Genomic DNA, 24740 nt, shown 5'->3' with positions numbered 1-24740 from the left:
GAGATTGCCTCTTGTCTCGTGGGCTCGGAGATGTGTATAAGAGACAGCCCGATCCCCGAACCCCGATCCCCGACCCCCGGTCACCCGACCGGGACTCCCGCCGCAGAAGCACCCCCCGGCGGGACACGCAAAACACCATCGGGACCCCCGCCCACCCCGGACGGGAGTCCCGATCAAAAGGCCGCGACCGGCGGAATCAGCCGCGCCCGCGCCACGGCAGCTCCGCCGTCACCACCGTCCCCTCCCCCTCGGGGGAGTCGACGACGAACACCCCGTCCACCGCCCGCAGCCGTTCAGCCAGCCCCGCCAGCCCCGACCCGCGCCCCACATCGGCCCCGCCCCGCCCGTCGTCCGAAACCCGGATCAGCAACCGCCCGGAAGCGGTCCCGGAGGCCCGCCGGACCTCCACGCTCGCCCCCCGCGCCCCCGCGTGCTTGCTCACGTTCTGCAGCAGCTCCGACACCGTGAAGTACGCGATCCCCTCTATCGCGGCCGCGGGCCGCTGCTCCAGGTCCACCGCCACCTTCACCGGCACCACGCACCGCGAAGCCACCGCCGACAGTGCCGCGTCCAGCCCCCGGTCCGTCAGCACCGCCGGGTGGATCCCCCGCGCCAGATCCCGCAGTTCCTGAAGCGCCAGCTTCACTTCCCCGTGTGCCTCGTCGACCATCGCCGCCGCCGCGTCCGGATCCTCCAGCAGCTTCTCCTTCGCCAGACCCAGCCCCATCGCGAGCGCCACCAGCCGCGCCTGCGCCCCGTCGTGCAGGTCCCGCTCGATGCGCCGCATGTCGGCCGCCGCCGTGTCCACGACCACCCCGCGGTCGGACTCCAGCTCCGCGATCCGCCGCTCCAGCTCGTCCGAGGGCGACAGCAGCCCTCGTACCATCAGCCGGTCCACGTTCGACAGCCAGCGCACCAGGTACGGCAGCACCGGCCACAGCACCAGCAGCCCCATCAGTGCCACCGTGAACGTCAGTACCCCCCACGGCAGCCGCACCAGCTCGTACAGCACGGTCCGCCACGCCACCGGGTCCTTCACGCCCGCCCACAGCCAGGGGAAGAACCCGCCGGCCCGCCGCGGCCCCGGCAGCGGAGTCGGCTCCTCCACCCGTACGCCCAGCAGCACGCGCGCCCGCGCCCGCTCCAGCCGTCCCAACTGGCGGGACCCGAGCAGGCCGACCGCGAGCAGCGGAACGCCGATCGCGGTCACGGACAGGCCGCCCGCGGTCGCCACCATGATCACCGTGTAGACGAACCCGACGATCGCGAGCGGAAGATTGCCCAGCAGATGGACGGTCTCTTTCCACGCCGCGGCCCCCAGGGCAGGGCGTACGGGCGGAGGCCGGTCGTTGTCGAGGCCTGGGTGGGAGACTTGAATGGGCGCGGTCATGCGGCCCAGCCTGCCAATTCCGGCCCGCCGGTGCCATGGGGGAGCCGGGCCCCGGTAAACGGGGGATAACCCCACCCTGTGTGGACCAGGCCCTAGACTCCCGTCCGTACCAGATCATCGACAGTGGCCAAGGAGCGAGGAACGGACGTGCCCGACCCAACGGTATCGACCGTAACCGTGCTCGCAGCGGACTATTTCCGGAGTTATTCGGTCGTCGGCCTGCTGGCCGTCCTCGGTGTGCTCTTCGTAGCCGTCGCGTTCGGCGCGGGCCGCCTGCTGAGACCGGTCGTCCCGACCCCTGAGAAGCTGCTGACGTACGAGTGCGGCGTGGACCCCGTCGGCGAGGGCTGGGCGCACACCCAGGTCCGCTACTACGTCTACGCGTTCCTCTACGTCATCTTCGCCGTCGACTCGATCTTCCTCTTCCCGTGGGCGACGGTGTTCGCCGCCGCCGGTTACGGCGCCACCACGCTCGTGGAGATGTTCATCTTCCTGGGCTTCCTGGCCGTCGGCCTGCTCTACGCGTACAAGAAGGGCGTCCTCGAATGGACGTGACACCGGCCGGGACGTCGGCCGAGCCCCAGCTGCTCCCGGAGCCCAAGCGCCTGGGAGTCCTCTCCCGCCTTGCGCCCGAGCCCATGAAGGTGGTCCTGAACTGGGGCCGCCGCTACAGCCTGTGGGTCTTCAACTTCGGCCTCGCCTGCTGCGCGATCGAGTTCATCGCCGCGTCCATGGCCCGGCACGACTTCATCCGGCTCGGGGTCATCCCGTTCGCGCCCGGCCCGCGCCAGGCGGACCTGATGATCGTCTCGGGCACGGTGACGGACAAGATGGCGCCGGCCGTGAAGCGGCTGTACGAGCAGATGCCGGAGCCGAAGTACGTCATCTCCTTCGGCGCCTGCTCCAACTGCGGCGGCCCGTACTGGGACTCGTACTCGGTGACGAAGGGCGTCGACCAGATCATCCCGGTCGACGTCTACGTCCCCGGCTGCCCGCCGCGTCCGGAGGCGCTGCTCCAGGGCATCCTCAAGCTCCAGGAGAAGATCGCCAGGGAGTCGCTGGCGGACCGCTACGCGACGGACCCCTCGACCGCCCAGCTCACGAGCAGCCTGGTCAAGCCCCCGCCGGCCCCTGGAGCGGGCGCATGAACCTCTACGACTCCCTCCCCGACGCGGCCGCCACGATCTTCGGCGCGGAGGCGACCGCCTCGTACGCGTACGAGGTCCTGACGGTGGACGTCCCGGTCGGAAGCTGGATCCCGGCGCTGGAGATCGCCCGGGACAAGCTGGGCTGCACGTACTTCGACTGGCTGAGCGCGGTGGACGAGCCGGGCACGGGCTTCCGCGTCTGCGCGCACGTCGTGTCGCTGGAAAACCACCGCGTACGCCGTCTGCTCCTGCGTACGACGGTCCCGCACACCGCCCCCTCGCTCCCCTCCGCGGTCGCGGTCTACGCGGGCGCGGAATGGCACGAGCGCGAGACGTACGAGATGTTCGGAGTGGTCTTCACGGACCACCCGCACCTGGTCCCGCTCCTCCTCCCGGAAAACTTCGAAGGCCACCCCCTGCGGAAGGACTTCGTCCTGGCCGCACGCGTCGCGAAGGCCTGGCCGGGAGCCAAGGAGCCGGGCGAGGCGCACGACCCCGACGCCCCGAAGCGCCGCCAGATGCTCCCGCCGGGCGTACCGGACCCCAACGACTGGGGCCCCATGAAGGGCCAGCTCCCCCCGGCCCCCACCCGCCCCGCCCGGGCCGCCCGCACCCCGCGCGCGGCGGCCGCAGGGGCGGCGGGAGCCGAAGCCCCCGCCCGCCCGCCGCGCCGCACGCGCTCGGTCGCGGACGGCTCGGCGAGCCAGGCCGTCCCCCCGGAGCCCGAGGCCGAGGGCGGGCAGGCCGATGCGCCCCCGCCTCCGGAGGGTCCGGCAGTCCGTGGCCGCACGGTGGCGCCGGGCCGGCGCCCCGCTCCCCGCAGCGCGGACGCGCCCTGGCACAACCCCCGGCCCGCCTTCACGGAACCGCAGCCCACGCCCGAAGCCGAGGCCGCAGCCACACCCGCGGCCGCACCCGCGGCCGACCCGGGCCCGAAGGGCGAGCCGAAGACCACGCCCAAGGCCGGCCCGCGGCCCGCCGCCGAGCCGGAGCCCGCCCCCGGCGCGCAGGCCGCGCCCGACGGCACCCCCGAATCCGAATCCGACACCAACGGAGGCGACGCGTGAACGACGTCCTCGACGTCGCGCTGCGACTCATCGTCGTCTTCGCGGTGTTCCTCGTGCTCCCGCTCGTCGTCGGGCAGACCGAGCACAAGGTCATGGCCCACATGCAGGGCCGCCTCGGCCCCATGTATGCCGGCGGCTTCCACGGCTGGGCCCAGCTCGTCGCCGACGGCGTGAAGTTCGCGCAGAAGGAGGACATCGTCCCGGCGGGCGCCGACCGCCGCATCTTCCAGCTCGCCCCCGCCGTCGCCCTGCTCCCGTACCTCCTCGTCCTCGTCGCCATCCCCATCGGCCCCGGCGAAGGCGCCGTCGGCCAGGCCATCGACGCCGGGCTGTTCTTCGTACTCGCCGTCATGGGCGTCGGAGTCCTCGGCAGCCTCATGGCCGGCTGGGCCTCCGCCAACAAGTTCTCCCTGCTCGGCGGCCTGCGCACCGCCGCCCAGCTCCTCGCGTACGAGCTCCCCATGCTGCTCGCCGCCGCCTCCGTCGCGATGGCCGCCGGGACCGTGTCCCTCCCCGGCATCGTCGACGCCTTCCAGTGGTGGTGGCTCCCCTGGCAGATCACCGGCGCGCTCGTCTTCTTCACCGCGGGCCTCGCCGAACTCCAGCGGCCCCCCTTCGACATGCCCGTCGCCGACTCCGAGATCATCTTCGGCGCGTACACCGAGTACACCGGCCTGCGCTTCGCGCTGTTCCTGCTCGCCGAGTACGCCGGCATCGTCGTCCTCTGCGCCCTCACCACCGTCCTCTTCCTCGGCGGCTGGCACGGCCCGGTCGCCGACGGCTGGGTCTGGACCCTCCTGAAGACCGCGGTCCTCGCCTTCGTCGTGATCTGGCTCCGGGTCAGCTACCCCCGCCTTCGCGAGGACCAGCTCCAGAAGCTCGCCTGGACCACACTCATCCCGCTCGCGCTCGCCCAGATCGCGCTCACCGGCATCGTGAAGGTGGCGATCAGCTGATGCCCATCCCCGGATCCGGCCTCGCCAAGGGCCTCGCCGTCACCCTGCGCACGATGACGAAGCGCGCGCACACCGCCCAGTACCCCGAAGTGCAGCCCGAGCTCCCGCCCCGCTCCCGCGGGGTCATCGGCCTGTTCGAGGAGAACTGCACGGTCTGCATGCTGTGCGCCCGCGAGTGCCCCGACTGGTGCATCTACATCGACTCCCACAAGGAGACGGTCCCGGCCGCCGCCCCCGGCGGCCGCGAGCGAAGCCGCAACGTCCTCGACCGCTTCGCCATCGACTTCTCCCTCTGCATGTACTGCGGCATCTGCATCGAGGTGTGCCCCTTCGACGCCCTCTTCTGGTCGCCGGAGTTCGAGTACGCGGAGACGGACATCCTCGAACTCACCCACGAGCGCGACAAGCTGCGCGAGTGGATGTGGACCGTCCCGGCCCCGCCCGCCCTGGACCCGGCCGCGGAGGAGCCCAAGGAGATCGCCGCCGCCCGCAAGGCGGTGGAGAAGGCCGAAGCCGCGGCCGCCGCGGCAGCCGCCGCGGCAGCCGCCGAAACCACCGCGCCCACGACGCCCGAGACCGACACGCCCACCACCCCGGAGGGAGACGCGTGACCGACCTGACCCCCGCGGCCACCGACCTGGCCGCCGCGGCGACGGGCCACGGGTTCCTCTCCCCGACCGGCGTCGAGATCGCCTTCGTCCTCGTCGGCCTCGCCACCCTCGGCGCGGCCGCCGTCACCGTCACCACCAAGCAGCTCGTGCACGCCGCCCTCTGGCTGGTCGTCGCGCTCGGCGGCATCGCCGTCGAGTACCTGCTGCTGACCGCCGAGTTCATCGCCTGGGTCCAGGTCCTGATCTACCTCGGATCCGTGGTCGTCCTCCTCCTCTTCGGGCTGATGCTCACAAAGGCCCCCATCGGGCGCTCCCCGGACGCCGACTCGAACAACCGCTGGGTCGCGCTCGGCGTCGCCCTCGTCGCGGCCGCATCCCTCGTCTGGGTCGTCGTCGACGCCTTCCGCACCACCTGGATCGACCTCGACGGCCCCGCCCAGGGCTCGACGAAGGTCTCCGGCGAGATCCTCTTCCAGCACTGGGTGCTGCCCTTCGAAGCGCTCTCCGTCCTGCTCCTCGCGGCCCTGATCGGCGCCATCGTGCTCTCCCGCAGGGACGCCGCCGGCGGGTCCGACGACAACACGAAGGGGCAGCAGCGCTGATGCACCTCGCCTACCCCGCCGTGCTCGCGGCGCTCCTCTTCTGCACGGGCCTGTACGGAGTGCTCGCCCGCCGCAACGCCATCCTGGTCCTGATGTCCGTCGAGCTGATGCTCAACGCCGTCAACCTCAACCTGGTGGCCTTCGACGTCTGGCTGCGCGACGCCCTGCACGCCGGCCAGGCCCTCACCCTCTTCACGATCGCCATCGCCGCCGCCGAGATCGGCATCGGCCTCGCGATCGTGCTGATGGTGTACCGCAACCGCGGCACCTCGGACGTCGACCGGCTGCGCGACACCGCCGAGGGCCACGAGCCCGCCCCGAACGACCAGCCCGCCCCGAACAACCAGAGCGAGGTCACCGCGTGAGCACCACGACCCTCGCGGTCCTCGTCCCGCTCCTGCCCTTCCTGGGCGCGGTGGCGGGACTGCTGCTCGGCCGCCGCGCCCCCGGGTTCGTCCGGCCCCTCGCCGTGCTGCCGGTGCTGGCCGCGGCCGTACTGGCCGTGCTCGTCGCCGTCCGCCAGGGCGGCGGCAAGCCGATCGTCGCCTCGACCGAGCTGACCCCGACCGGCTCCGTGCCGATCGACCTCTCGCTCTACCTGAACGGCTTCGCCGTCCTGGTCGCCGTGCTCGTCGGCCTCGTCGCCACCTGCGTACAGCTCTACTCGACGGCGTACCTCCGCGAGGACCCGCGCTACCCCTCGTACGCCGCTCTGGTCTCCCTGTTCACCTCCGCCATGCTGCTCGTCGTCTACACCGGCGACCTGATGGTGCTGCTGGTCGGCTGGGAGGTCATGGGCATCTGCTCCTACTTCCTCGTCGGCCACTACTGGGAGACCGAGGCGGCCCGCTCCGCCTCCCTGAAGGCCTTCCTCGTCACCAAGCTCGGCGACGTCCCCTTCCTGATCGGCCTGTTCGCGCTCGCCACCGACGCCGACTCCTTCGAGATCTCCAAGATCCTGGGCGCCGTCGCCGCGGGAGGACTCGACCACCCGACGCTGATCGCCCTGCTGCTGCTCGCCGGAGTCGCGGGCAAGTCCGCGCAGTTCCCGCTGCACACCTGGCTCCCCGACGCCATGGCGGGCCCCACCCCGGTCTCCGCGCTGATCCACGCCGCGACGATGGTCGCCGCCGGTGTCTACTTCGTCGCCCGCCTCCTCCCGGTCTTCGCGGCCTCCGCGGCCGCCCTGGTGGTCATGGCCGTCATGGCGGCCGTCACGATGCTCGGCTCCGGCCTCGCGGCCCTGGCCCAGGACGACATCAAGCGCGTACTCGCCTACTCCACGATCGGCCAGCTCGGCTACATGATCGGGGCCCTGGCCGTCACCGACCGCGGCGCCGCCGTCTTCCACCTCCTGTCCCACGGCGTCTTCAAGGCGCTCCTGTTCCTCGGTGCGGGCGTGATCATCCACGCTTCCGGGACGAACTCCCTGGCCGCCATGTCCCGCATGGACGGCCTGGCCAAGCGCATCCCCGACGCCTTCTGGACCATGACGATCGCGCTGCTCGCGCTCGCCGCGATCCCGCCCTTCGCCGGCTTCTTCTCCAAGGAAGCCGTCCTCGTCGCCGCCGAGCACGCCGCCACCGGGCACTCGGAGTCCGCTCCCAGCGCCGCCGGCTGGGTCGTGCTCGTCGCCGGCGTGCTGACCGCCCTGCTCACCGCCGCCTACGCCACCCGGCTGTGGCTGATGGCCTTCCGCGGCCGGGGCGCCGCCGCCCCCGACCACGGCAAGGAGCCCGTCGCCATGACCGGCGTGCTGTGGCTGCTCGCGATCCCGACCATCGGACTCGGCCTCGCCGCCGGCCCGATCGCCGACTGGTTCGACGGCAACGAGCTCACCCCGACGCTGACCACCTCCGTCCTCGGCACCGGAGCCGCAGCCGTCGGCGCGGTCCTGACGTACGCCCTGTGGCAGCGGGCCACCGCGAAGGCCGCCACGGCTCCCGCCGCGACCGGACCCGCCCCCGGCGCGACCCCCGGACGCACCCCCGGCGCCACCGCCGCCGCGACCGAGCAGCCCGCCGCCGTGGCCGCCGCGGTGTCCGCGGCCACCGCGGCCGCCGAGTCCGCGGCCGAGGCACCCGAGGTCGCGGAGGTCAGCCACGAGCACCCCGCCGTCCCGGCGGGTCCCGCCGCCGACCCCGGCCGGGCCCTCCTGGGCCCCCTGCACCGCCACGCGGCCGACGGCTTCCACCTCGACGCCGTCTACGACCGGCTGTTCGTCCGCCCCGTCCGCGCCGCCGCGAGCCTCGTCCGCTTCCTCGACCGCGAGGTCGTGGACACGTACGTCAGCGGCGCGGGCGCCGGCCCCCGGCTGCTCGGCAGCCTCGTACGCCGGGCCCAGACCGGCAACGTACAGAGCTACCTGAGCGCCCTGCTCGCCGGCGCCGTGGTCCTGGCGATCGCCACCGCCGTCCTCGCCAACGTCAACGCCGGATCGTGAGCCGTGAGTCAGCCGTGATTGATATCAGCCCGTCCGTGATGCAGTTCCTTCTGGCGTTCGTCGTGGCCGCACCGCTCCTCGGCGCGGCCGCGGCCCTCCTGCCCGCCCCGCCCGGGCTCAAGGGCAAGAGCCCCGAACAGGCCGTGCTGCGCCACGGCGTGACCGTGACCGGCGTGATCCTCGCCGCGGCCATCGCCCTCGCCCTGGGCTTCGACCACGACGCCCCCGCCCGCTTCCAGGCGACCACGGACATCAGCTGGATCCAGGCGCTGAACGTCCGGATCCACCTCGGCATCGACGGCATCTCGCTCCCCCTCCTCCTGATGACCGCGCTGCTGTTCTTCCTCTGCGCGCTCTACAGCTACTTCAAGCTCCCCGAAGGCCCCTCCCCGAAGGCCTTCGTCGCCCTGCTCCTCGTCCTCGAATCCGGCACCCTCGCGACCTTCGCCGTCCTCGACCTGCTGCTGTTCTTCCTCGCCTTCGAGATGGTCCTCATCCCGATGTACTTCCTCATCGCCCGCTGGGGCGGTGCTCAGCGGCAGGCCGCCGCCTGGAAGTTCATCCTCTACACCCTCCTCGGCTCCGTGGTCATGCTGCTCGGACTGCTGCTCATCGGACTGAACAGCGGCACCTTCGACATGGTGGCACTCGCCTCTGACAACGGCCGCGAACTGTCCCACACCACCCAGCTCCTGGCCGTCCTCTCCATCGGTCTCGGCCTCGCCGTGAAGACCCCGATGTGGCCGCTGCACAGCTGGCTGCCCGACGCCCACACGGCCGCCCCCACCGTCGGATCCGTCCTGCTGGCCGGCGTCCTGCTCAAGATGGGCACCTACGGGTTCGTCCGCATCCTGCTCCCCGTCACCCCCGACGGCATGGCGACCTTCGCCCCCTACCTGGGCGCCTTCGCCGCCGTCGGCATCGTCTACGGGTCCCTCGCCTGCCTCTCGCTCGCCCGCAAGGGCAACAAGGGCGACCTCAAGCGCCTCATCGCGTACTCCTCCGTCGGCCACATGGGCTTCGTCCTCCTCGGCATCGCCTCCATGACCCCCACCGGCGTCAACGGCGCGCTGTTCGCGAACGTCGCCCACGGCCTGATCACCGGCCTCCTCTTCTTCCTGGTCGGCGCCCTCAAGGACCGCTACGGCACCGCCGACCTCGACACCCTCGCCGGAGCCACCGGGGCCGCCCTCTACGGCCGCGCCCCCCGCCTCGGCGCCTTCCTCGCCTTCGCGGCCGTCGCCTCCCTCGGCCTGCCCGGCCTCGCCGGCTTCTGGGGCGAGATGCTGGCCCTGTTCGGCGCGTTCGACCCGGCGCAGGGCCTCTCCCGGCCCGCCTTCCTCACGTACATGGCCTTCGGCGCGTTCGGCACCCTGCTCACCGCCGCCTACCTGCTGATCGTCGTACGGCGCGTCTGCATGGGCGATCCCAAGGCCCTGCCCGAGCACGGTTCCCGGTCAGCGTCCGCGTCCGGCTCCGCGTCCGCGTCCGGCTCCGCGTCCGCGTCCGGCTCCGCACCCGCGCTCGAACTCGCCGACATCCAGCGCTACGAGTTCGCCGCCTGGACCCCGCTCGTGGCCCTCACCGTCCTCGCCGGCCTGTGGCCCGCCGTCCTCCTCGGCCTCACCGACCCGGCCGTCCAGAAGCTCCTCGCAGGAGGCAACGCATGACGGCCCTGACGGCCTCCGTTCTGTCCGCCCCCTCGGCGGCCCCGGCCGCCGAGGCCACGAGCCTCGTCCAGAGCGTCGACTGGCTCGCGATCACCCCCGTGGTCCTCCCCGCCGCCGTCGCCCTGGTCGTCCTGGTCGCCGACCTCTTCGTACCGGAGCGGCGCAAGCCGCTGCTCGGCTGGCTCTCCGTCGCCGGCCTCGCCGCCGCGACCGCCGCCCTGCTGCCGCTGCGCGCCGGCGACCGCGCCACCTTCTGCCTCACCACCGACCCCGCCGCGTGCAGCTACACCGCCGACCACTTCGCGCTCGTCATCCAGTTCCTGGTACTGGCCGGCGCCCTGGTCACCGCCCTGCTGTCGGTCACCGCCGTCCGCGACGCGCGCATGCCGGCCGGCGAGTACTGGTTCCTGCTGCTGTCCTCCGCCGCCGGCGCCGCCCTGCTGCCCGCCTCCCGCGACCTCGCCACCCTGATCGTCGCCCTCGAAGTCGCCTCGCTGCCCGCCTTCGCCCTCGTCGGCATGCGCCGCGGCGACCGCCTCTCCTCCGAGGCCGCCCTCAAGTTCTTCCTGTCCTCCGTCACCGCCACCGCCGTGTCGCTGCTGGGCGTCAGCTTCGTCTACGCCGCCACCGGCTCCCTGCACCTCACGCAGGTCGCCGACCGGCTCGAAGACGTCCCCGGGCAGCTCGACACCCTCGCCATGGCCGGGGTCGCGCTCACCCTCGTCGGCTTCGCCTTCAAGACCGCCGCCGTCCCCTTCCACTTCTGGGTCCCGGACACCTACGTCGGCGCGCCGCTGCCCATCGCGGGCTACCTCTCCGTGATCGGCAAGGCCGTCGGCTTCACCGGCCTCATCCTCGTCACGGTGATCGCCTTCCCCGCGTACTCCGACGTCTGGGGCCCGGCCCTCGCCGTCCTCGCCGCGCTCACGATGACCGTGGGCAACGCCGCCGCGCTGCGCCAGTCCGCCGACCGCCCGAACAGCGCCGTACGGCTGCTCGCCTGGTCCTCGGTCGGCCAGGCCGGCTACCTGCTGGTCCCGATCGCCGCCGCCGCGTACTCCGGGCGCGACCAGATCGGCTCCACCGTCGCGTACGCCCTCATGTACGCCGTCGTGAACCTCGGCGCCTTCGCCGTGGCCGCCCTCGTCGGCCGTACGAAGCCGCTCCACCGGATCAGCGACTACCGCGGGCTGTACGCCGAGCGCCCGCTGGCCGCCCTCTCGCTGGCCTTCTTCCTGCTCTGCCTGGCGGGCCTGCCGCCGGGCATCATCGGACTCTTCGCCAAGGTCACCGTCTTCCGGTCCGCGGTCGACTCCGGCCTGGGCTGGCTGGCCGTGGTCATGGCGGTCAACGTCGTCATGGCCCTGTACTACTACCTGCGCTGGACCGCGCTGCTCTTCCGCGCTCCGCAGACCGCCGCCGAAGGCGCCCGTACGAAGGCCCCGTGGCCGGTCAGCGTCGCGATCGCGGTCACCGCGGTCACCGCCGTGGTGCTGTCGGGCGCCCCGGAGCTGGTCCTGCGCTTCGCGTCGGGCAGTCTGTTCCCGCAGTGAGCCAGTAGCCCGCAGTGAGCCCGCAGTGGCGCTGCGGCACCGCGCAAGCCCGTACGCAAGCCCGTACGCCGGCCCGTACGGCGGTGAACCCGTACGCCGTGACCCGTACGGCCCAGCCCCCGCCGTACCCCCGCCGCCCCCGTCACCCGGGCGGCGGGCCCGCCGTGCCCTGGGAACCAGACGCCCTCACCTCGCGTTGAGCGGGGAGGGAGGGTCCACTGGACCGTAGACCCTCAGATCCAGGACGGGGCTCCCCTGCCGCACCATTTGGAGGGCGTACCGTGCACCGCCGGCACAACGGGCTGAAGACCGCCGTACTCCTCGGCGGGCTGTCCGCACTCATCATCGTCATCGGAAGCTTCTTCGGGCGGGGCGGCCTGATCATCGCCGTCCTCATCGCCCTGGGGACGAACGCGTACGCGTACTGGAACAGCGACAAGCTGGCTCTACGCGCGATGCGCGCCCGCCCCGTCAGCGAGTTCGAGGCCCCACAGCTCTACCGCATGGTGCGCGAGCTCTCCACCTCCGCGCGCCAGCCCATGCCCCGGCTCTACATCTCGCCGACCGAGGCGCCCAACGCGTTCGCCACCGGCCGCAACCCGCGCAACGCCGCGGTCTGCTGCACCGAGGGCATCCTGCGCATCCTCGACGAGCGCGAGCTGCGCGGGGTGATCGGCCACGAGCTGAGCCACGTCTACAACCGCGACATCCTGATCTCCTCCGTCGCCGGAGCCCTCGCCTCCGTCATCATGTTCCTGGTGAATTTCGCCTGGCTGATCCCGGTCGGGCGGTCCAATGACGACGAGGGGCCCGGCATCCTGGGCATGCTGCTGATCATGATCCTGGGCCCGCTGGCCGCGAGTGTGATCCAGCTGGCCATCAGCCGCTCGCGCGAGTACGAGGCGGACGCGTCCGGCGCCCAGCTCACCGGCGACCCGCTCGCCCTGGCCGGCGCCCTGCGCAAGCTCGACGCCGGCATCAAGCAGCTCCCGCTGCCCCCCGAGCCCAGGCTGGAGACCGCGAGCCACATGATGATCGCCAACCCGTTCCGCCCGGGCCAGGGCCTTTCTAAGATGTTCTCGACGCACCCTCCGATGGCCGAGCGCATCGCCCGGCTCGAACAGATGGCAGGACGTAGCCAATGAAGACCATCCTGAACATCATCTGGCTCGTTCTCAGCGGCGTCTGGCTGTTCCTGGGCTACTGCCTCGCGGGCCTGATCCTGTGCATCACCATCATCGGCATCCCGTTCGGCATCGCGGCCTTCCGCATCGCCGTGTACGCGCTCTGGCCCTTCGGCTACACCACGGTCGAGCGCCACGACGCGGGCGCGGGGTCCTGCGTCGGCAACGTGCTGTGGCTGGTCCTCGCGGGCTGGTGGCTGGCCCTCGGCCACATCGTCACGGGCATCGCCCTGTGCGTGACGATCATCGGCATCCCGTTCGGCATCGCCAACTTCAAGATGGTCCCGCTGTCCCTGCTCCCGCTGGGCCGTGAGATCGTCCCGACCGACGCGCCGTTCGCGTCCCGGTAGGCGGCAGGGCGGCGAAGGAACTCGGGCAGCACTCACGGACAGAACGCACGGACAGAACTCACGGGCAGGAAGAACCAGTGTCGGCTGCGAGCACGGCCACGACCCTCTCGGTCATCGTGCCGATGTACAACGAGGAAGAAGCCCTCCCCGCCCTGGTGAGCAGCCTGCGCCCGGTGCTCGACGGCACCGGCGTCCCGTACGAGGTCCTCGCGGTCGACGACGGAAGCAGCGACCGGACGGCCGAGCTCCTCGAGAAGTTCCGCACGGACTGGCCCGAGCTCCGCATCGTCCGGCTGCGCGGCAACTCCGGGCACCAGGCCGCCCTGCGCGCCGGGCTGCACAGCTCGGTCGGGGCGTACGTGGCCAGCATCGACGCCGACCTCCAGGATCCGCCGGAGAAGATTCCGGAGATGCTGGACCTGGCCCGGTCCGAGAGCCTCGACATCGTCTACGGCGTCCGCTCCGACCGCAGCACCGACACCGGCTTCAAGCGCCGCACCGCCGGCGCCTACTACTGGCTGATGCGCCGCATGGTCGGCAAGCAGGTGCCCGCGCAGGCCGGGGACTTCCGGCTGCTCAGCCGCGAGGCGGTGGAGGCCCTCAAGTCCCTGCCCGACCAGCACCAGGTCTACCGGCTGCTGGTGCCGTGGCTCGGTTTCCCGAGCGGGCAGGTGACGTACCGCCGGGGCGAGCGGGTGGCGGGCGAGACCAAGTACCCGCTGAGCAAGATGATCCGTCTCGCCGTGGACGGCATCACCAACTTCTCGGCCGCGCCGCTGCGGATCGCCACCTGGCTCGGCGTCATCAGCTTCGTCACCTGCTTCGTGATGATCGCCTGGACGCTGGTGGTCTTCCTGCTCGGCAAGACCGTGCCCGGCTGGAGCTCGCTGTTCGTCGCCATGCTGTTCCTCGGCGGTGTGCAGCTGATCTGCGTGGGGCTGCTCGGCGAGTACATCGGCCGGATCTACACCGCGGTGCAGCGCCGGCCCACGTACTTCATCGGGTACGACTCGGCGCGGGACGACGCGGACAAGGGCCCGGGGCGGAACGGGAACTGACGACGGCTCTGAGGGCATCGGTGCAGGTCGGGGCGATTGTCAGTGGTGTGGGTCACGATGAATGCATGGACGAGACCGAGCGGTTGCCGGAGCAGGGGATACCCGGGCGGGCGCTCACGCCCCGCGCGTGAGCCCCGCACGGACCCCGTAGGCCACCGCGCCCAGCGCCAGCACGGCCGCCCCCGCGACCACCGACGCGGCGGGCAGCGCGCAGGCCAGTACGACACAGCCGGACAGCCCGAGCGCTGCCACGGCCCGGCCCTTGACACCTGAATCGAGAGTCCACGCCGAAGCGTTCGCGATCGCGTAGTAGGCCAGCACCCCGAAGGAAGAGAAACCGATCGCGCCCCGCAGATCGGTGGTCGCCGCGAGCACCGCGACCACCGCGCCCACGGCGAGCTCCGCGTGGTGCGGCACCTGATGCCGGGGATGTACGGCGGCCAGCGCGCGGGGGAGATGGCCGTCCCGGGCCATCGCCAGGGTGGTCCGCGACACCCCGAGCACCAGGGCCAGCAGCGAGCCCAGCGCCGCCAGGGCCGCCCCGACCCGGACCACGGGGGTCAGTCCGGGCACACCGGCCGCCCGTACCGCGTCGGCCAGCGGGGCGGCCGAAGCCGCCAGCGCCTCGGCGCCGAGCACCGACAGCGCCGCCACCGCCACCGCGGCGTACACGAGCAGGGCGATCCCCAGGGCGAGGGGCACCGCCCGCGGGATCGTGCGCTCCGGATCACGCACCTCCTCGCCCAGGGTGGTGATCCGGGCGTAGCCCGCGAAAGCGAAGAACAGCAGCCCGGCCGCCTGGAGCAGACCGCCCACACCGCCCCCGCCCAGGCCGCCGAGCCGTCCGGCGTCCGCCGCGCCGGACGCCAGGCACACCACCACGACCCCGGCCAGCACGGCCAGCACCGCCGCCACGATCACCCGGGCGATCCGGGCGGACTTCTGTACCCCGCCGTAGCTCGCGGCGGTCAGCGCCACCACCGCCGCGACGGCCACGGCACGCTGCTGCCCGGGCCACACGTACGCCCCCACGGTGAGCGCCATCGCCGCGCACGAGGCGGTCTTGCCGATGACGAAGCCCCAGCCGGCCAGGTATCCCCAGAACGGGCCGAGCCGCTCCCGCCCGTACACGTAGGTCCCGCCGGAGGCCGGATGGCGGGCGGCCAGCCGCGCCGAGGAGTGCGCGTTGCAGTAGGCGATCAGGGCCGCCACCGCCAGGGCCGCGAGCAGCGCGCCGCCCGCGGGCCCCGCCGCGCCCGCCGCCGGGGCGAGCGCGGCGAAGATGCCCGCCCCGACCATGGCCCCCAGCCCGACGACGACGGCGTCGAAGACGCCCAGCGTGCGTTTCAACCCGTTGTTCACGGGCGGAGGGTAACCGAGCTAGATGACGCCTTCGCGGCCGGTCAGTGGCGTCCGGTTCTGCTCCCAGCCGTTGAGGGCCGTCAGGCAGGCGTGGTCGAGGTGGCGCAGCCCGCTCAGGTCGAGGCGCACGGGGTGTCCGGCCGGCAGCGCGTCCAGTTCGTCGAGCAGCTTCGGCAGCCGCAGGAAGCTGGCGCTCCCCAGGACCTGGACGTGGAGCTCCCCGCCCTCCCACACCTCCTCGATGTGCACGTGCGAGGTCTCCCAGGCCGCCTTGACCACGGCGAGCCCCAGCCCGATCAGCACCCCTTCGAAGAGGTTGGTGGCCACGACGGCGGAGGCCGTCGCCACCAGCACCACCGCCTCGCCCCGGTGCGTACGCCACAGGCCGGCGACGGCCCGGGCCGGCAGCAGCTTCCATCCGGCGTGCAGCAGCACCCCGGCCAGCGCGGCGAGCGGCACGATCTGGAGCAGCTGGGGGAGCGCGACGGCGAACAGCAGCAGCCAGCCGCCGTGCATGACCCGGGAGGCCCGGGTGCGGGCCCCGGCCTCCACGTTGGCCGCGCTGCGCACGATCACGGCGGTCATCGGCAGCGCCCCGAGCAGTCCGCAGACGGTGTTGCCGACGCCCTGTGCCACGAGCTCCCGGTCGTAGTGGGTCCGCGGCCCGTCGTGCATCCGGTCGACGGCGGCCGCGCTGAACAGGGTCTCGGCGGAGGCGATCAGCGTCAGGGCGATCACGGTGCCGAGCGCCCCGGCGGAGGCCAGCAGCCCGAAGTCCGCCCAGCCGGGCGGGGCGATGGCCCCCAGGACCCCGGTCACCGTCACCTTCTCGACGGGCAGCCGCAGCATCACCGACACGGCGGTGGCGGCCGCCACCCCGACCAGCGCGCCCGGTACCAGCCGCAGCCGGGCCGGCATCCGGCGCCAGGCCACGAGGACGGCGATGGTCCCGGCCCCGAGGGCCACGGCGGCCCAGTCGGCCTCGGCGGCGAGCGCCGGCACCGCGGCGAACTTCTCCAGGGTCGCGCCGGGAGCCGGTACGCCGCCCAGGGCGTACAGCTGCCCCGCGATCAGCACGAGTCCGATCCCGGCGAGCATCCCGTGCACGACGGCGACGGAGATGGCCCGGAACCACCGCCCGAGCCGCAGCGCCCCCATGCACAGCTGCAGTACCCCGGCGGCCAGCACCAGGACGCCCAGTGCGCGGGCCCCGTGCGTGTGCACCGCCTCGTAGACGAGCACGGTGAGCCCGGCCGCCGGCCCGCTCACCTGGAGCGAGCTCCCCGGGAACCAGCCGGTGACCAGTCCTCCCACCACCCCGGTCACGATCCCCAGCTCGGCGGGTACGCCGGAGGCGACCGCCACGCCCACGCACAGTGGCAGCGCGACGAGCGCGACCACGACGGACGCCCCGAAGTCTTCGCGAAACGTGCCGGCCTCAGGCATCCGTGTCCCTCCCCTGTCCCGCGGCGATGAATACCGCCAGGTTGGCGGGCGCGTGCACGGTTGCCCAAGTGCTCATTGGGGGCTACTGAGGCGCACGCGCCGTGCACGCCGGGCACATGATCCGCACGCCCCCGAAGCAGCCGAGGCCTCCGGAAACAGCCGCGGCCCGACGGTCCGAAAAGGACCGCCGGGCCGCCGGACGGCAGAGGGGGGACCGCGATCAGCGGTAGTTCACGAACTGGATCGCGAAGTCGAGGTCCTTGCCCTTGAGGAGGGCCTGGATGGCCTGCAGGTCGTCACGGCTCTTGGAGCTGACGCGCAGCTCCTCGCCCTGGACCTGGGCCTTGACGCCCTTGGGGCCCTCGTCCCGGATGATCTTCGCGACCTTCTTGGCGTTCTCCTGGGAGATGCCCTCCTCGATCGAGGCGAAGATCTTGTACTCCTTGCCGGACAGCTGCGGCTCGCCGGCGTCGAGCGCCTTCAGCGAGATCCCGCGCTTGACCAGCTTGGTCTCGAACACGTCGAGGACGGCCTTGACGCGCTCCTCGGAGTTCGCCTCCATCAGGATCTTCTCGCCGGACCAGGCGATGGTGGCGCCGGTGCCCTTGAAGTCGTAGCGCTGCGAGAGTTCCTTGGCGGCCTGGTTGAGGGCGTTGTCGACCTCCTGCCGCTCGACCTTCGAGACGATGTCGAAACTGGAGTCGGCCATGTGCTGTGGCTCCTTGAAGTCGGCTGTCATTGCCCCGGAGGGCGCGGCCGGACATCCCCGGCCCGCTCGGCAAAGCCTAGCCACCGCGCCCGCCCGCAGTGCTGATCAATCCGGTGGCGAAGCACCCCCGAGCATCGGGTATCGTTTACGTCGTTGCCAGGGAGCACCGCCGCAAGGCGGAAAAATGGCAGCGATCATGGCGGTGTGCCCGAGTGGCCAAAGGGAGCAGACTGTAAATCTGCCGGCTCAGCCTACCCAGGTTCGAACCCTGGCGCCGCCACGCGATGTGAGACCCCCGTTACTGCGGAAACGCAGTGGCGGGGGTCTCCTCGTATGGCCCAACGATCCGGCCCACCGCATCGTCCGGGTCCCCTGTTCGTTCTCTGGACGTGAACTTCATTTCTGACACGCGCGGGAGGGTGGGCGGCGGCGTCCTCCTCGCCCTCCTCGGAGCCGGGATCCCGGCCCTGGTCGGGGCGGCACTGCACAGCCACGTGGGCGAGCCCTACCAGGAGACCACCCTCTATTTCGGCACCGAGCGCCCCGGCGGCCGGGCCCCCGTCGCGGAGCGGGAGTTCATGGACTTCCTGGACCGGGAGATCACCCCCGCCTTCCCGGAGGGGCTCACCATCCTGGACGGGCACGGCCAGTGGCAGCGGGCCGGAAAGGTCATCCGCGAGACCTCCTACGAGGTGGTGCTGCTCTACCCGCAGAAGGAGGCCGAGGAGCGCAGCGCGCGCATCGAGCGGATCCGGCAGGCCTACGAGGACGAGTACCAGCAGGACTCCGTCGGGCGCTCCGACGACGAGGTGACCGCCGAGTTCTGAGGGTCGGTCACGCGGTGGGCGAAGGGTCCCGCGGTTCCTTGCGCGGTTGTTTCCCCGGTTCCTCCCCGCTGTCTCAGTTGCCCGCGACGGCCTTGACGGCCACCGACACCGGCGTCGATCCCTCGATCAGCTCCAGCGTCAGGCCGGCCGTCGCCGGGGTCTCGATCAGCTCCGCCAGCACGGCCGCCACGTCATCGCGCGGAACCGCCCCGCGGCCCGTCCACGCCTCCAGCCGCACCTGCCCGCTCCCGGGGTCGTCGGTCAGCGCGCCGGGCCGCAGGACCGTCCACTCCAGGCCCAGCCGCGTCCGTACGTGGTCGTCGGCCTCGCCCTTCGCCCTCAGGTAGACGTCGAACACGTCGTCGCCCTCGTGGTGCGCGTCCGCGCCCATCGAAGAGACCATCAGGAAGCGCCGTACCCGCGCCCGTTCGGCCGCGTCCGCGAACAGCACCGCCGCGCCCCGGTCCACGCTGTCCTTGCGCGCCGCGCCGCTGCCGGGGCCCGCGCCGGCCGCGAACACCGCGACGTCCGCGCCCAGCAGAATGCCCGCCACATGCTCGACCGAAGCCGACTCCAGGTCGCAGAGCACCGGTTCGGCGCCCGCCTCCCGCAGGTCCTCGCCCTGCGCCGGGTCGCGGATGATGCCCGCGACCTCGTACCCGCGCGCGGCGAGCAGCTGCTCCAGCCGCAGCGCGATCTGACCGTGTCCACCCGCGATGACGATGCGCATGCCCCGACCGTACGACGAGCCGGGCGCCCCCGCCCGCGAAAGTGTCCGCCGCCGGACCGGTGAAGGATCAGGGACCGGGCTCCGTACGGCCCTGCCGGGGCAGGTCCAGGGCCACCGCGACCGCCGAGTCGCAGTACTCCCGTACGGCACTCGTCCGGGCTACCACCCGGCCGCGGTGGATCACGATCCGGCTGTACGCCAGGGACAGCACGCCCGCGATCCGGTCCCCCCGTACGGCCAGCAGCTCCGCCGGGAACCCGGCCTCCACCCGGACCTCCGGAAGGCCCATGGCCTCCCGGGCGGCGCCGCTGACCGACGCGTAGGCCTCCGGGGCCCGCAGCCCGCCCTGGGAGGCCAGCAGGAACGCCGCCTCCAGCGGATCGCCGCGGCCGACCGGGTTCCCGGCGTCCCGCAGCGCCCCGCTGCCTGCCGCTACCCGGACCCCGGCGGCGCGCAGCAGCCGTACGGGCGCGGTGCGCAGGCCGCGCCGCTCCAGGGCCGCGCAGTCGCCCTGGGGCAGGCAGGTCACCCGTACGCCGGCCGCGGCCAGCTGATCGGCGGCCCGGTGCGCCACGTCCAGCGGGAGCCGTGACAGACCGCCGCAGGGGCCGATCGTCACCCCCGGGCGCAGCCCGCCGGCCATCGCGGCGAGCCGGGCCAGGCGGCCGGGATCGTCACCGTCCGTATGCAGGTCGACGGGGCAGCCGTGCTCGGCGGCGAGTTCCAGGACGGATTCGAGGAAGCCCGTCGGGTCGGGGTCCAGGTCCGGGCAGCCGCCGATGACGGAGGCGCCCATCTTGACGGCGTCCCGCAGCATGGCGAGCCCGTCGGCGCCGGCCGCCCCGGTGAGAAGGCGGGGCACGGCGACGGTGGTCAGGTCGGTGAGCCCGCGCAGCGAGCGGCGGGCCTGGAGCACGGCCTCCATGGGGCCGAGGCCGTGCACGTCGCCGATCCGGACGTGGGAGCGCACGGCCGTGGCGCCGTGCCCGAGCTGGAGCAGGGCGGCCTCGGTGGCCCGGCGCTGCACCTCGTCGGTGCCGTACGAGACGGGGCCCTCGCCGTCGGCGGTCAGGGCGGTGTCCCCGTGGGCGTGCGGCTCGGCGGGGGCGGGGAGCAGCAGGTAGCCGCTGAGGTCGACCCGGGCGAGCGCGGGGGAGGGCAGGCTGCCCGCGGTGCCGACGGCCTGGATCCGGCCGCCGCCGAGCCGGACGTCGACCGTACGGCCGTCCGTGAGGCGGGCCCCGGCGAGCAGGAGCGTGGTGGACTCGGCGGCGGCCGCGTCCGCGTTCGCGTTGCCGGGCGGGCGCTGGGGCCCGTGGCCACCGCCCTCGCCGCGGCCGTTGCGCGGGGAGGGGGGCGGCTGCTGCGGCTGGCTGTCGGACATCGCGCTCCTGCGGTGGCTCGGGCGGTTCCTGGGCCGAGTGGCCGCGGCCCGCGGCCCAAGATCACGCAGCGTGCTCAGAGCCTAGGGTGCAGGGCTCCCCGCTTCGCGGAAGAGCGCAATAGTCGTACTGGTGTGGTGCCCGCGCGCCGGGGCGCCCGCGTGCGCGCCCGGCGGGGCGCGGGTGCTTCCTCGTCGCGGGTGCTCCCTCGTACGGGACCGGGATGCTCAGCGTGCTCGGAGTGCCTCGCGGGGCGGCCGGGATTGTGAGCCCGGACACAATCCGCCCCGAAATGGGCCTTGGTGACGCCCGGGGGCCGATCGGGAAAGCCTTGGCAGCCCCCTCGGAGGCCAGTCCCCGCAAAGGATTTGGGCGATGGGCGGGCAACCGTGTAATGTCTTCATCGCTCGCCCCAATAGCTCAGTCGGTAGAGCGTCTCCATGGTAAGGAGAAGGTCTGCGGTTCGATTCCGCATTGGGGCTCTGGTGAGAGAGGTTCCCCACCCTCGGGTGGGGAGCTGATCACATCAAAGCGGCGTAGCTCAGTCGGTAGAGCAAGCGGCTCATAATCGCTGTGTCACCGGTTCAAGTCCGGTCGCCGCTACCCACAGTAGCCGATTGCGGGGTCGGTCTCCCGATCGGCTACTCTTTTATGCGTTCATCCGTCCCATAGTCCGTCAAGGAGCACTCACGTGGCTGCCACCGACGTCCGCCCGAAGATCACGCTGGCCTGCGTGGAGTGCAAGGAGCGGAACTACATCACCAAGAAGAACCGGCGTAACAACCCGGACCGCATGGAGATGAAGAAGCACTGCCCGCGCTGCAACTCGCACACCGCGCACCGCGAGACCCGCTGACCCTAGCGAAGTCTCGGAATACAGGCACCGTCATGAGGTCGTCCCCTTCATCGGGGGGCGGCCTCGTGTCGTTTCCGTGATCGTCGGTCTTTGATCGTTTTCCTCATGTGACCGACATGTGACCGACTTTTTCCAACAGGAGGTAGGGAGCCATGGCGCTCGACCAGTCCTTCGTGGGTCGGAGCTACCCGCCCACCGATCCGTACGAGGTCGGCCGGGAGAAGATCCGCGAATTCGCGGTTGCGGTGGGTGACGAGAATCCCGTCTACACCGACCCCGATACCGCCAAGGCGTACGGTCATCTGGACGTGATCGCCCCGCCGACTTTCGTGTTCGCGATCACGTTCGCGGCCGCCGGCCAGGTCGTGCAGGACCCGCAGCTGGGTCTGGACTACAGCCGCGTCGTGCACGGCGACCAGAAGTTCGCGTACTCGCGGCCCGTGCGGGCCGGTGACCGGCTGTCGGTGACCTCCACGATCGAGGCCGTGAAGTCGATGGCCGGCAACGACATCATCGACATCCGCGGCGAGGTCCACGACGAGACCGGCGAGCACGTGGTGACGGCGTGGACGAAGCTCGTCTCCCGCGCCCCCGAGGAGGCCTGAGATGACCGCGCAGATCAAGTACGCCGACGTCGAGGTCGGCACCGAGCTGCCGGCGGGGTCCTTCCCGGTGACGCGCGCCACGCTGGTGCGGTACGCGGGCGCCTCGGGCGACTTCAACCCGATCCACTGGAACGAGAAGTTCGCCCTGGAGGTCGGGCTGCCGGACGTGATCGCGCACGGCATGTTCACGATGGCCGAGGCGATCCGCGTGGTCACCGACTGGGTCGGCGACCCGGGTGCGATCGTCGAGTACGGGGTCCGCTTCACGAAGCCGGTCGTCGTCCCGAACGACGAGACGGGCGCGCTGATCGAGGTCACGGCCAAGGTCGCGGCGAAGCTGGACGACAACCGCGTACGGGTGGACCTGACGGCGATGAGCGCGGGCCAGAAGGTCCTGGGCATGTCCCGCGCCCTGGTGACCCTGGCCTGAGCCCCACGCGCGCACCGCGTGCCGACGATGCGGCCGTCGCCCCCGGCGACGGCCGCATCGTCGCGTGGGCGGCCGGCCCGGCGGCTGGGGTGTTGACTTAGTTAGTGATTGGGCACTAACTTCATATCCATGGCAAGGATGAGTGCGGACGAGCGGCGCGAGAGCGTCATCCGCGCGGCGATGCACGAGTTCGCCCGCGGCGGCTACCACGGGACCTCCACCGAGGCGATCGCCAAGCGCGTGGGCGTCTCGCAGCCGTACCTGTTCCGCCTCTTCCCCAACAAGTCGGCCATCTTCCTCGCCGCCGCCGAGCGCTGCCTGCGGGACACCCGTGAGGTGTTCGCGGCCGCCGCCGAGGGGCTGGAGGGCGAAGAGGCCGGGCTCGCCATGGCGAACGCGTACGCCCGACTCATCACCGAGGATCCGGACAAGCTCCAGATGCAGCTCCAGATGTACGTCACCGTCGGCGCCGCCGAGGCCGCCGGCGACCACGAGCTCGGCGAGCTCGTCCGCAAGGGCTGGATGGAGCTCTGGGACACCATTCACATCCCCCTCGGTGGCGATGTGAACGAGACCACGACCTTCATGGCCTACGGAATGCTGATCAACAACCTGGCCGCCATGGGCTTCCCGCCCGGGCACCGGGTCTGGGAGGGGCTGTACCCCTCCGCCCGTGTCGGCGGCGAGGACCGGCCGGGAGAGTGAGCCCCGGAGCCCCGGAGCCCCGGGTGTCCCGTGCGCCGCATTTTCATGGGCGCAAAAGTTAGTCAGTGATAACTAACAAACCTGTCCTCACCATCAGGGGGAATCGTGAACGGCAAGCACGACACGCAAGACACCGCGCTCCGCGGCCCCGCCGTCTGGGCGCTCGTCCTCACCTCCGTCGCCGGCTTCATGGCCGCCCTCGACAACCTCGTCGTCACCACCGCGCTCCCCGCCATCCGCAAGGACCTCGGCGGTGCGCTGGAGGACCTCGAGTGGACGGTGAACGCGTACACGCTCACCTTCGCCGTCCTCCTCATGTTCGGCGCGGCCCTCGGCGACCGCTTCGGGCGCCGCCGGCTCTTCATGGCCGGCCTCGCGATATTCACCGGCGCCTCCGCCGTCGCCGCCCTCTCGCCCGGCATCAACGAACTCATCGCCGCCCGCGCCGTCCAGGGCGTCGGCGCCGCGGTCATGATGCCGCTCACCCTCACCCTGCTCACCGCCGCCGTCCCGCCCGCCCGCCGCGGCATGGCCCTCGGGATCTTCAGCGCCGTCGGCGGCCTCGCCGTCGCCAGCGGCCCGCTCGTCGGCGGCACCCTCACCGAGCACATCTCCTGGCAGTGGATCTTCTGGCTGAACGTCCCGATCGGGCTGGCCCTGATCCCCCTCGCCCGCCTCAAGCTGGCCGAGTCCACCGCCCCGAACGCCCGTCTCGACCTCCCCGGAACGCTCCTCATCAGCGGCGGCCTGTTCGGCATCGTCTACGCCCTCGTCAACGCCAACGCCCACGGCTGGACCAGCGCCCCCGTGCTCACCGGCCTGATCGCCGGCTCCGCGCTCGTCGCCGCCTTCGTCGTCCACGGCTTCCGCAGCGCGAACCCCATGCTGCCCATGCGCCTCTTCCTGAACCGCGGCTTCCTCGGGATCAACACGGCCAGCCTGCTGATGTACCTGGGCATGTTCGGCTCGATCTTCCTGCTCAGCCAGTTCCTCCAGGGCGTCGCCGGCTACTCGCCCACCCAGGCCGGTGTGCGCATGCTGCCCTGGACCGCCATGCCGATGGTCGTCGCCCCGATCGCGGGCATCCTCTCCGACCGGATCGGCGGCCGCCCGGTCGTCGCCGCCGGGCTCGCGCTCCAGGCCCTCGGCCTCGGCTGGTTCGCGATGATCCTGAGCACCGACGTCTCGTACGCCGCCCAGCTCCCCGCGCTGATCCTCAGCGGCATCGGCATGGCCCTGTACTTCGCCCCCGCCTCCAACATCCTGATGTCCACCGTGTCCCCGGCCGACCAGGGCAAGGCGTCCGGCGCCAACAACGCCCTGCGCGAGCTCGGCGGAGCCCTCGGCGTCGCGGTCCTGGCCTCGGTCTTCTCGGCCCAGGGCGGCTACGAGTCCCCGCAGGCCTTCACCGACGGGACCGTGCCCGCGCTGTGGATCGGCGCCGTCGCGGTGGCCGTGGCCGCGGCCTTCGCCCTCCTGGTCCCGGGCAAGCGGAACCCGAGGACTCCCGCACCGGCCGCCGCCGGGAACGCCTCCGACACCGGACACGCGACCTCCGCCAAGGTTCCCGCCACCCGCTGACCGCCCGGCCCACCCGCCGACCGCCCGGCCCACCCGCCGACCGCCCGGCCCACCCGCCGACCGCCCGGCCCGCCC

25 protein-coding genes and 3 tRNA genes are annotated in these 24740 nt (G+C 72.2%); 22 read left to right on the top strand and 6 right to left on the bottom strand.

What is annotated here, in order from left to right; all coding sequences use genetic code 11:
• Positions 1-196: 196 nt before the first annotated feature.
• Positions 197-1390 carry a sensor histidine kinase gene (locus IF02_RS0131380; RefSeq protein WP_051696671.1) on the bottom strand — a complete coding sequence of 398 codons (1194 nt, stop codon included), beginning with the start codon at positions 1388-1390 and terminating at the stop codon, positions 197-199.
• A 147-nt stretch (positions 1391-1537) separates the two neighbouring features.
• On the opposite strand from IF02_RS0131380, the gene IF02_RS0131375 reads away from it, so the two are divergent.
• The 13 genes from IF02_RS0131375 (at position 1538) to IF02_RS0131315 (ending at position 14032) form a co-directional block, all read left to right on the top strand.
• Positions 1538-1945 (top strand): NADH-quinone oxidoreductase subunit A, encoded by a 408-nt coding sequence (locus tag IF02_RS0131375; protein WP_030163040.1) that lies wholly within the window; start codon positions 1538-1540, stop codon positions 1943-1945.
• On the top strand, positions 1936-2538 hold the full coding sequence (locus tag IF02_RS0131370; protein WP_030163038.1) for an NADH-quinone oxidoreductase subunit B: 603 nt from the start codon (positions 1936-1938) through the stop codon (positions 2536-2538). Before IF02_RS0131375 ends, IF02_RS0131370 begins: the two co-directional genes overlap by 10 nt.
• A complete protein-coding gene (locus IF02_RS0131365; RefSeq protein WP_030163037.1) occupies positions 2535-3605 on the top strand; it encodes an NADH-quinone oxidoreductase subunit C in 1071 nt (356 codons plus the stop codon). The genes IF02_RS0131370 and IF02_RS0131365 overlap by 4 nt, the downstream gene beginning before the upstream one ends.
• Entirely contained in the window at positions 3602-4561 is a 960-nt protein-coding gene (locus IF02_RS0131360) for a complex I subunit 1/NuoH family protein (RefSeq protein ID WP_030163036.1), read from the top strand. The genes IF02_RS0131365 and IF02_RS0131360 overlap by 4 nt, the downstream gene beginning before the upstream one ends.
• A complete protein-coding gene (locus IF02_RS0131355; protein WP_030163045.1) occupies positions 4558-5172 on the top strand; it encodes a NuoI/complex I 23 kDa subunit family protein in 615 nt (204 codons plus the stop codon). Before IF02_RS0131360 ends, IF02_RS0131355 begins: the two co-directional genes overlap by 4 nt.
• A gap of 5 nt (positions 5173-5177) precedes the next feature.
• Complete coding sequence (locus tag IF02_RS0131350; RefSeq protein ID WP_030163035.1) at positions 5178-5774, top strand: NADH-quinone oxidoreductase subunit J; 597 nt, start codon at positions 5178-5180, stop codon at positions 5772-5774.
• Positions 5774-6139 carry an NADH-quinone oxidoreductase subunit NuoK gene (gene nuoK, locus IF02_RS0131345; RefSeq protein ID WP_030163034.1) on the top strand — a complete coding sequence of 122 codons (366 nt, stop codon included), beginning with the start codon at positions 5774-5776 and terminating at the stop codon, positions 6137-6139. The genes IF02_RS0131350 and nuoK overlap by 1 nt, the downstream gene beginning before the upstream one ends.
• Positions 6136-8217, top strand: coding sequence for an NADH-quinone oxidoreductase subunit L (locus IF02_RS0131340; RefSeq protein ID WP_030163032.1), 2082 nt, complete (start codon positions 6136-6138; stop codon positions 8215-8217). The genes nuoK and IF02_RS0131340 overlap by 4 nt, the downstream gene beginning before the upstream one ends.
• 38 nt (positions 8218-8255) lie before the next feature.
• Entirely contained in the window at positions 8256-9887 is a 1632-nt protein-coding gene (locus IF02_RS0131335) for a complex I subunit 4 family protein (RefSeq protein ID WP_030163030.1), read from the top strand.
• Positions 9884-11440, top strand: a complete 1557-nt coding sequence (locus IF02_RS0131330) for an NADH-quinone oxidoreductase subunit N (RefSeq protein ID WP_078622441.1) — start codon at positions 9884-9886, stop codon at positions 11438-11440. Before IF02_RS0131335 ends, IF02_RS0131330 begins: the two co-directional genes overlap by 4 nt.
• A 281-nt stretch (positions 11441-11721) precedes the next feature.
• Positions 11722-12585 carry a zinc metalloprotease HtpX gene (gene htpX / locus IF02_RS0131325; protein WP_030163026.1) on the top strand — a complete coding sequence of 288 codons (864 nt, stop codon included), beginning with the start codon at positions 11722-11724 and terminating at the stop codon, positions 12583-12585.
• Positions 12582-12974: a YccF domain-containing protein gene (locus IF02_RS0131320; RefSeq protein WP_030163024.1), complete on the top strand. Its 393-nt coding sequence runs from the start codon at positions 12582-12584 to the stop codon at positions 12972-12974. The genes htpX and IF02_RS0131320 overlap by 4 nt, the downstream gene beginning before the upstream one ends.
• A gap of 122 nt (positions 12975-13096) precedes the next feature.
• Complete coding sequence (locus IF02_RS0131315) at positions 13097-14032, top strand: glycosyltransferase family 2 protein (protein ID WP_051696673.1); 936 nt, start codon at positions 13097-13099, stop codon at positions 14030-14032.
• A gap of 114 nt (positions 14033-14146) precedes the next feature.
• Here the strand turns inward: IF02_RS0131315 and IF02_RS0131305 are convergent, their stop codons facing one another.
• The 3 genes from IF02_RS0131305 to IF02_RS0131295 form a co-directional block, all read right to left on the bottom strand.
• Positions 14147-15394, bottom strand: a complete 1248-nt coding sequence (locus IF02_RS0131305) for an APC family permease (protein ID WP_030163020.1) — start codon at positions 15392-15394, stop codon at positions 14147-14149.
• Between the two features lie 18 nt (positions 15395-15412).
• Positions 15413-16840, bottom strand: coding sequence for a SulP family inorganic anion transporter (locus IF02_RS0131300; RefSeq protein WP_030163018.1), 1428 nt, complete (start codon positions 16838-16840; stop codon positions 15413-15415).
• Positions 16841-17060: 220 nt separating this feature from the next.
• On the bottom strand, positions 17061-17549 hold the full coding sequence (locus IF02_RS0131295) for a YajQ family cyclic di-GMP-binding protein (RefSeq protein WP_030163016.1): 489 nt from the start codon (positions 17547-17549) through the stop codon (positions 17061-17063).
• 198 nt (positions 17550-17747) lie between these two features.
• Here IF02_RS0131295 and IF02_RS0131290 point away from each other — a divergent pair.
• Positions 17748-17829, top strand: a tRNA-Tyr gene (locus tag IF02_RS0131290).
• Between the two features lie 109 nt (positions 17830-17938).
• Positions 17939-18376, top strand: a complete 438-nt coding sequence (locus IF02_RS0131285; protein WP_234318381.1) for a DUF3574 domain-containing protein — start codon at positions 17939-17941, stop codon at positions 18374-18376.
• Positions 18377-18449: 73 nt separating this feature from the next.
• Here the strand turns inward: IF02_RS0131285 and IF02_RS0131280 are convergent, their stop codons facing one another.
• Entirely contained in the window at positions 18450-19106 is a 657-nt protein-coding gene (locus IF02_RS0131280; RefSeq protein ID WP_030163012.1) for an SDR family oxidoreductase, read from the bottom strand.
• A gap of 67 nt (positions 19107-19173) precedes the next feature.
• The gene (locus IF02_RS0131275) at positions 19174-20490 is read right to left on the bottom strand and encodes an amidohydrolase family protein (RefSeq protein WP_030163010.1); all 1317 of its coding nucleotides are present in this window, start codon (positions 20488-20490) and stop codon (positions 19174-19176) included.
• Positions 20491-20897: 407 nt separating this feature from the next.
• On the opposite strand from IF02_RS0131275, the gene IF02_RS0131270 reads away from it, so the two are divergent.
• The 7 genes from IF02_RS0131270 (at position 20898) to IF02_RS0131240 (ending at position 24665) form a co-directional block, all read left to right on the top strand.
• Positions 20898-20970, top strand: a tRNA-Thr gene (locus tag IF02_RS0131270).
• 48 nt (positions 20971-21018) lie between these two features.
• Positions 21019-21091: transfer RNA gene (locus IF02_RS0131265), tRNA-Met, on the top strand.
• An 88-nt stretch (positions 21092-21179) separates the two neighbouring features.
• On the top strand, positions 21180-21344 hold the full coding sequence (rpmG, locus tag IF02_RS0131260; protein WP_007265873.1) for a 50S ribosomal protein L33: 165 nt from the start codon (positions 21180-21182) through the stop codon (positions 21342-21344).
• Positions 21345-21496: 152 nt separating this feature from the next.
• Complete coding sequence (locus IF02_RS0131255) at positions 21497-21949, top strand: MaoC family dehydratase N-terminal domain-containing protein (RefSeq protein ID WP_030163008.1); 453 nt, start codon at positions 21497-21499, stop codon at positions 21947-21949.
• Position 21950: 1 nt separating this feature from the next.
• A complete protein-coding gene (locus IF02_RS0131250; protein ID WP_030163006.1) occupies positions 21951-22379 on the top strand; it encodes a MaoC family dehydratase in 429 nt (142 codons plus the stop codon).
• Positions 22380-22508: 129 nt separating this feature from the next.
• Positions 22509-23084: a TetR/AcrR family transcriptional regulator gene (locus IF02_RS0131245; RefSeq protein ID WP_030163004.1), complete on the top strand. Its 576-nt coding sequence runs from the start codon at positions 22509-22511 to the stop codon at positions 23082-23084.
• A 105-nt stretch (positions 23085-23189) separates the two neighbouring features.
• A complete protein-coding gene (locus tag IF02_RS0131240) occupies positions 23190-24665 on the top strand; it encodes a DHA2 family efflux MFS transporter permease subunit (RefSeq protein WP_051696669.1) in 1476 nt (491 codons plus the stop codon).
• The last annotated feature ends 75 nt before the right edge of the window (positions 24666-24740 follow it).

The sequence above is a fragment of the Streptomyces sp. NRRL S-244 genome (assembly GCF_000717915.1).
In the GTDB taxonomy this organism is placed as follows: domain Bacteria; phylum Actinomycetota; class Actinomycetes; order Streptomycetales; family Streptomycetaceae; genus Streptomyces.
Note: the sequence above shows the minus strand (reverse complement) of the source record. Positions and strands in the feature narration are given on the sequence as shown.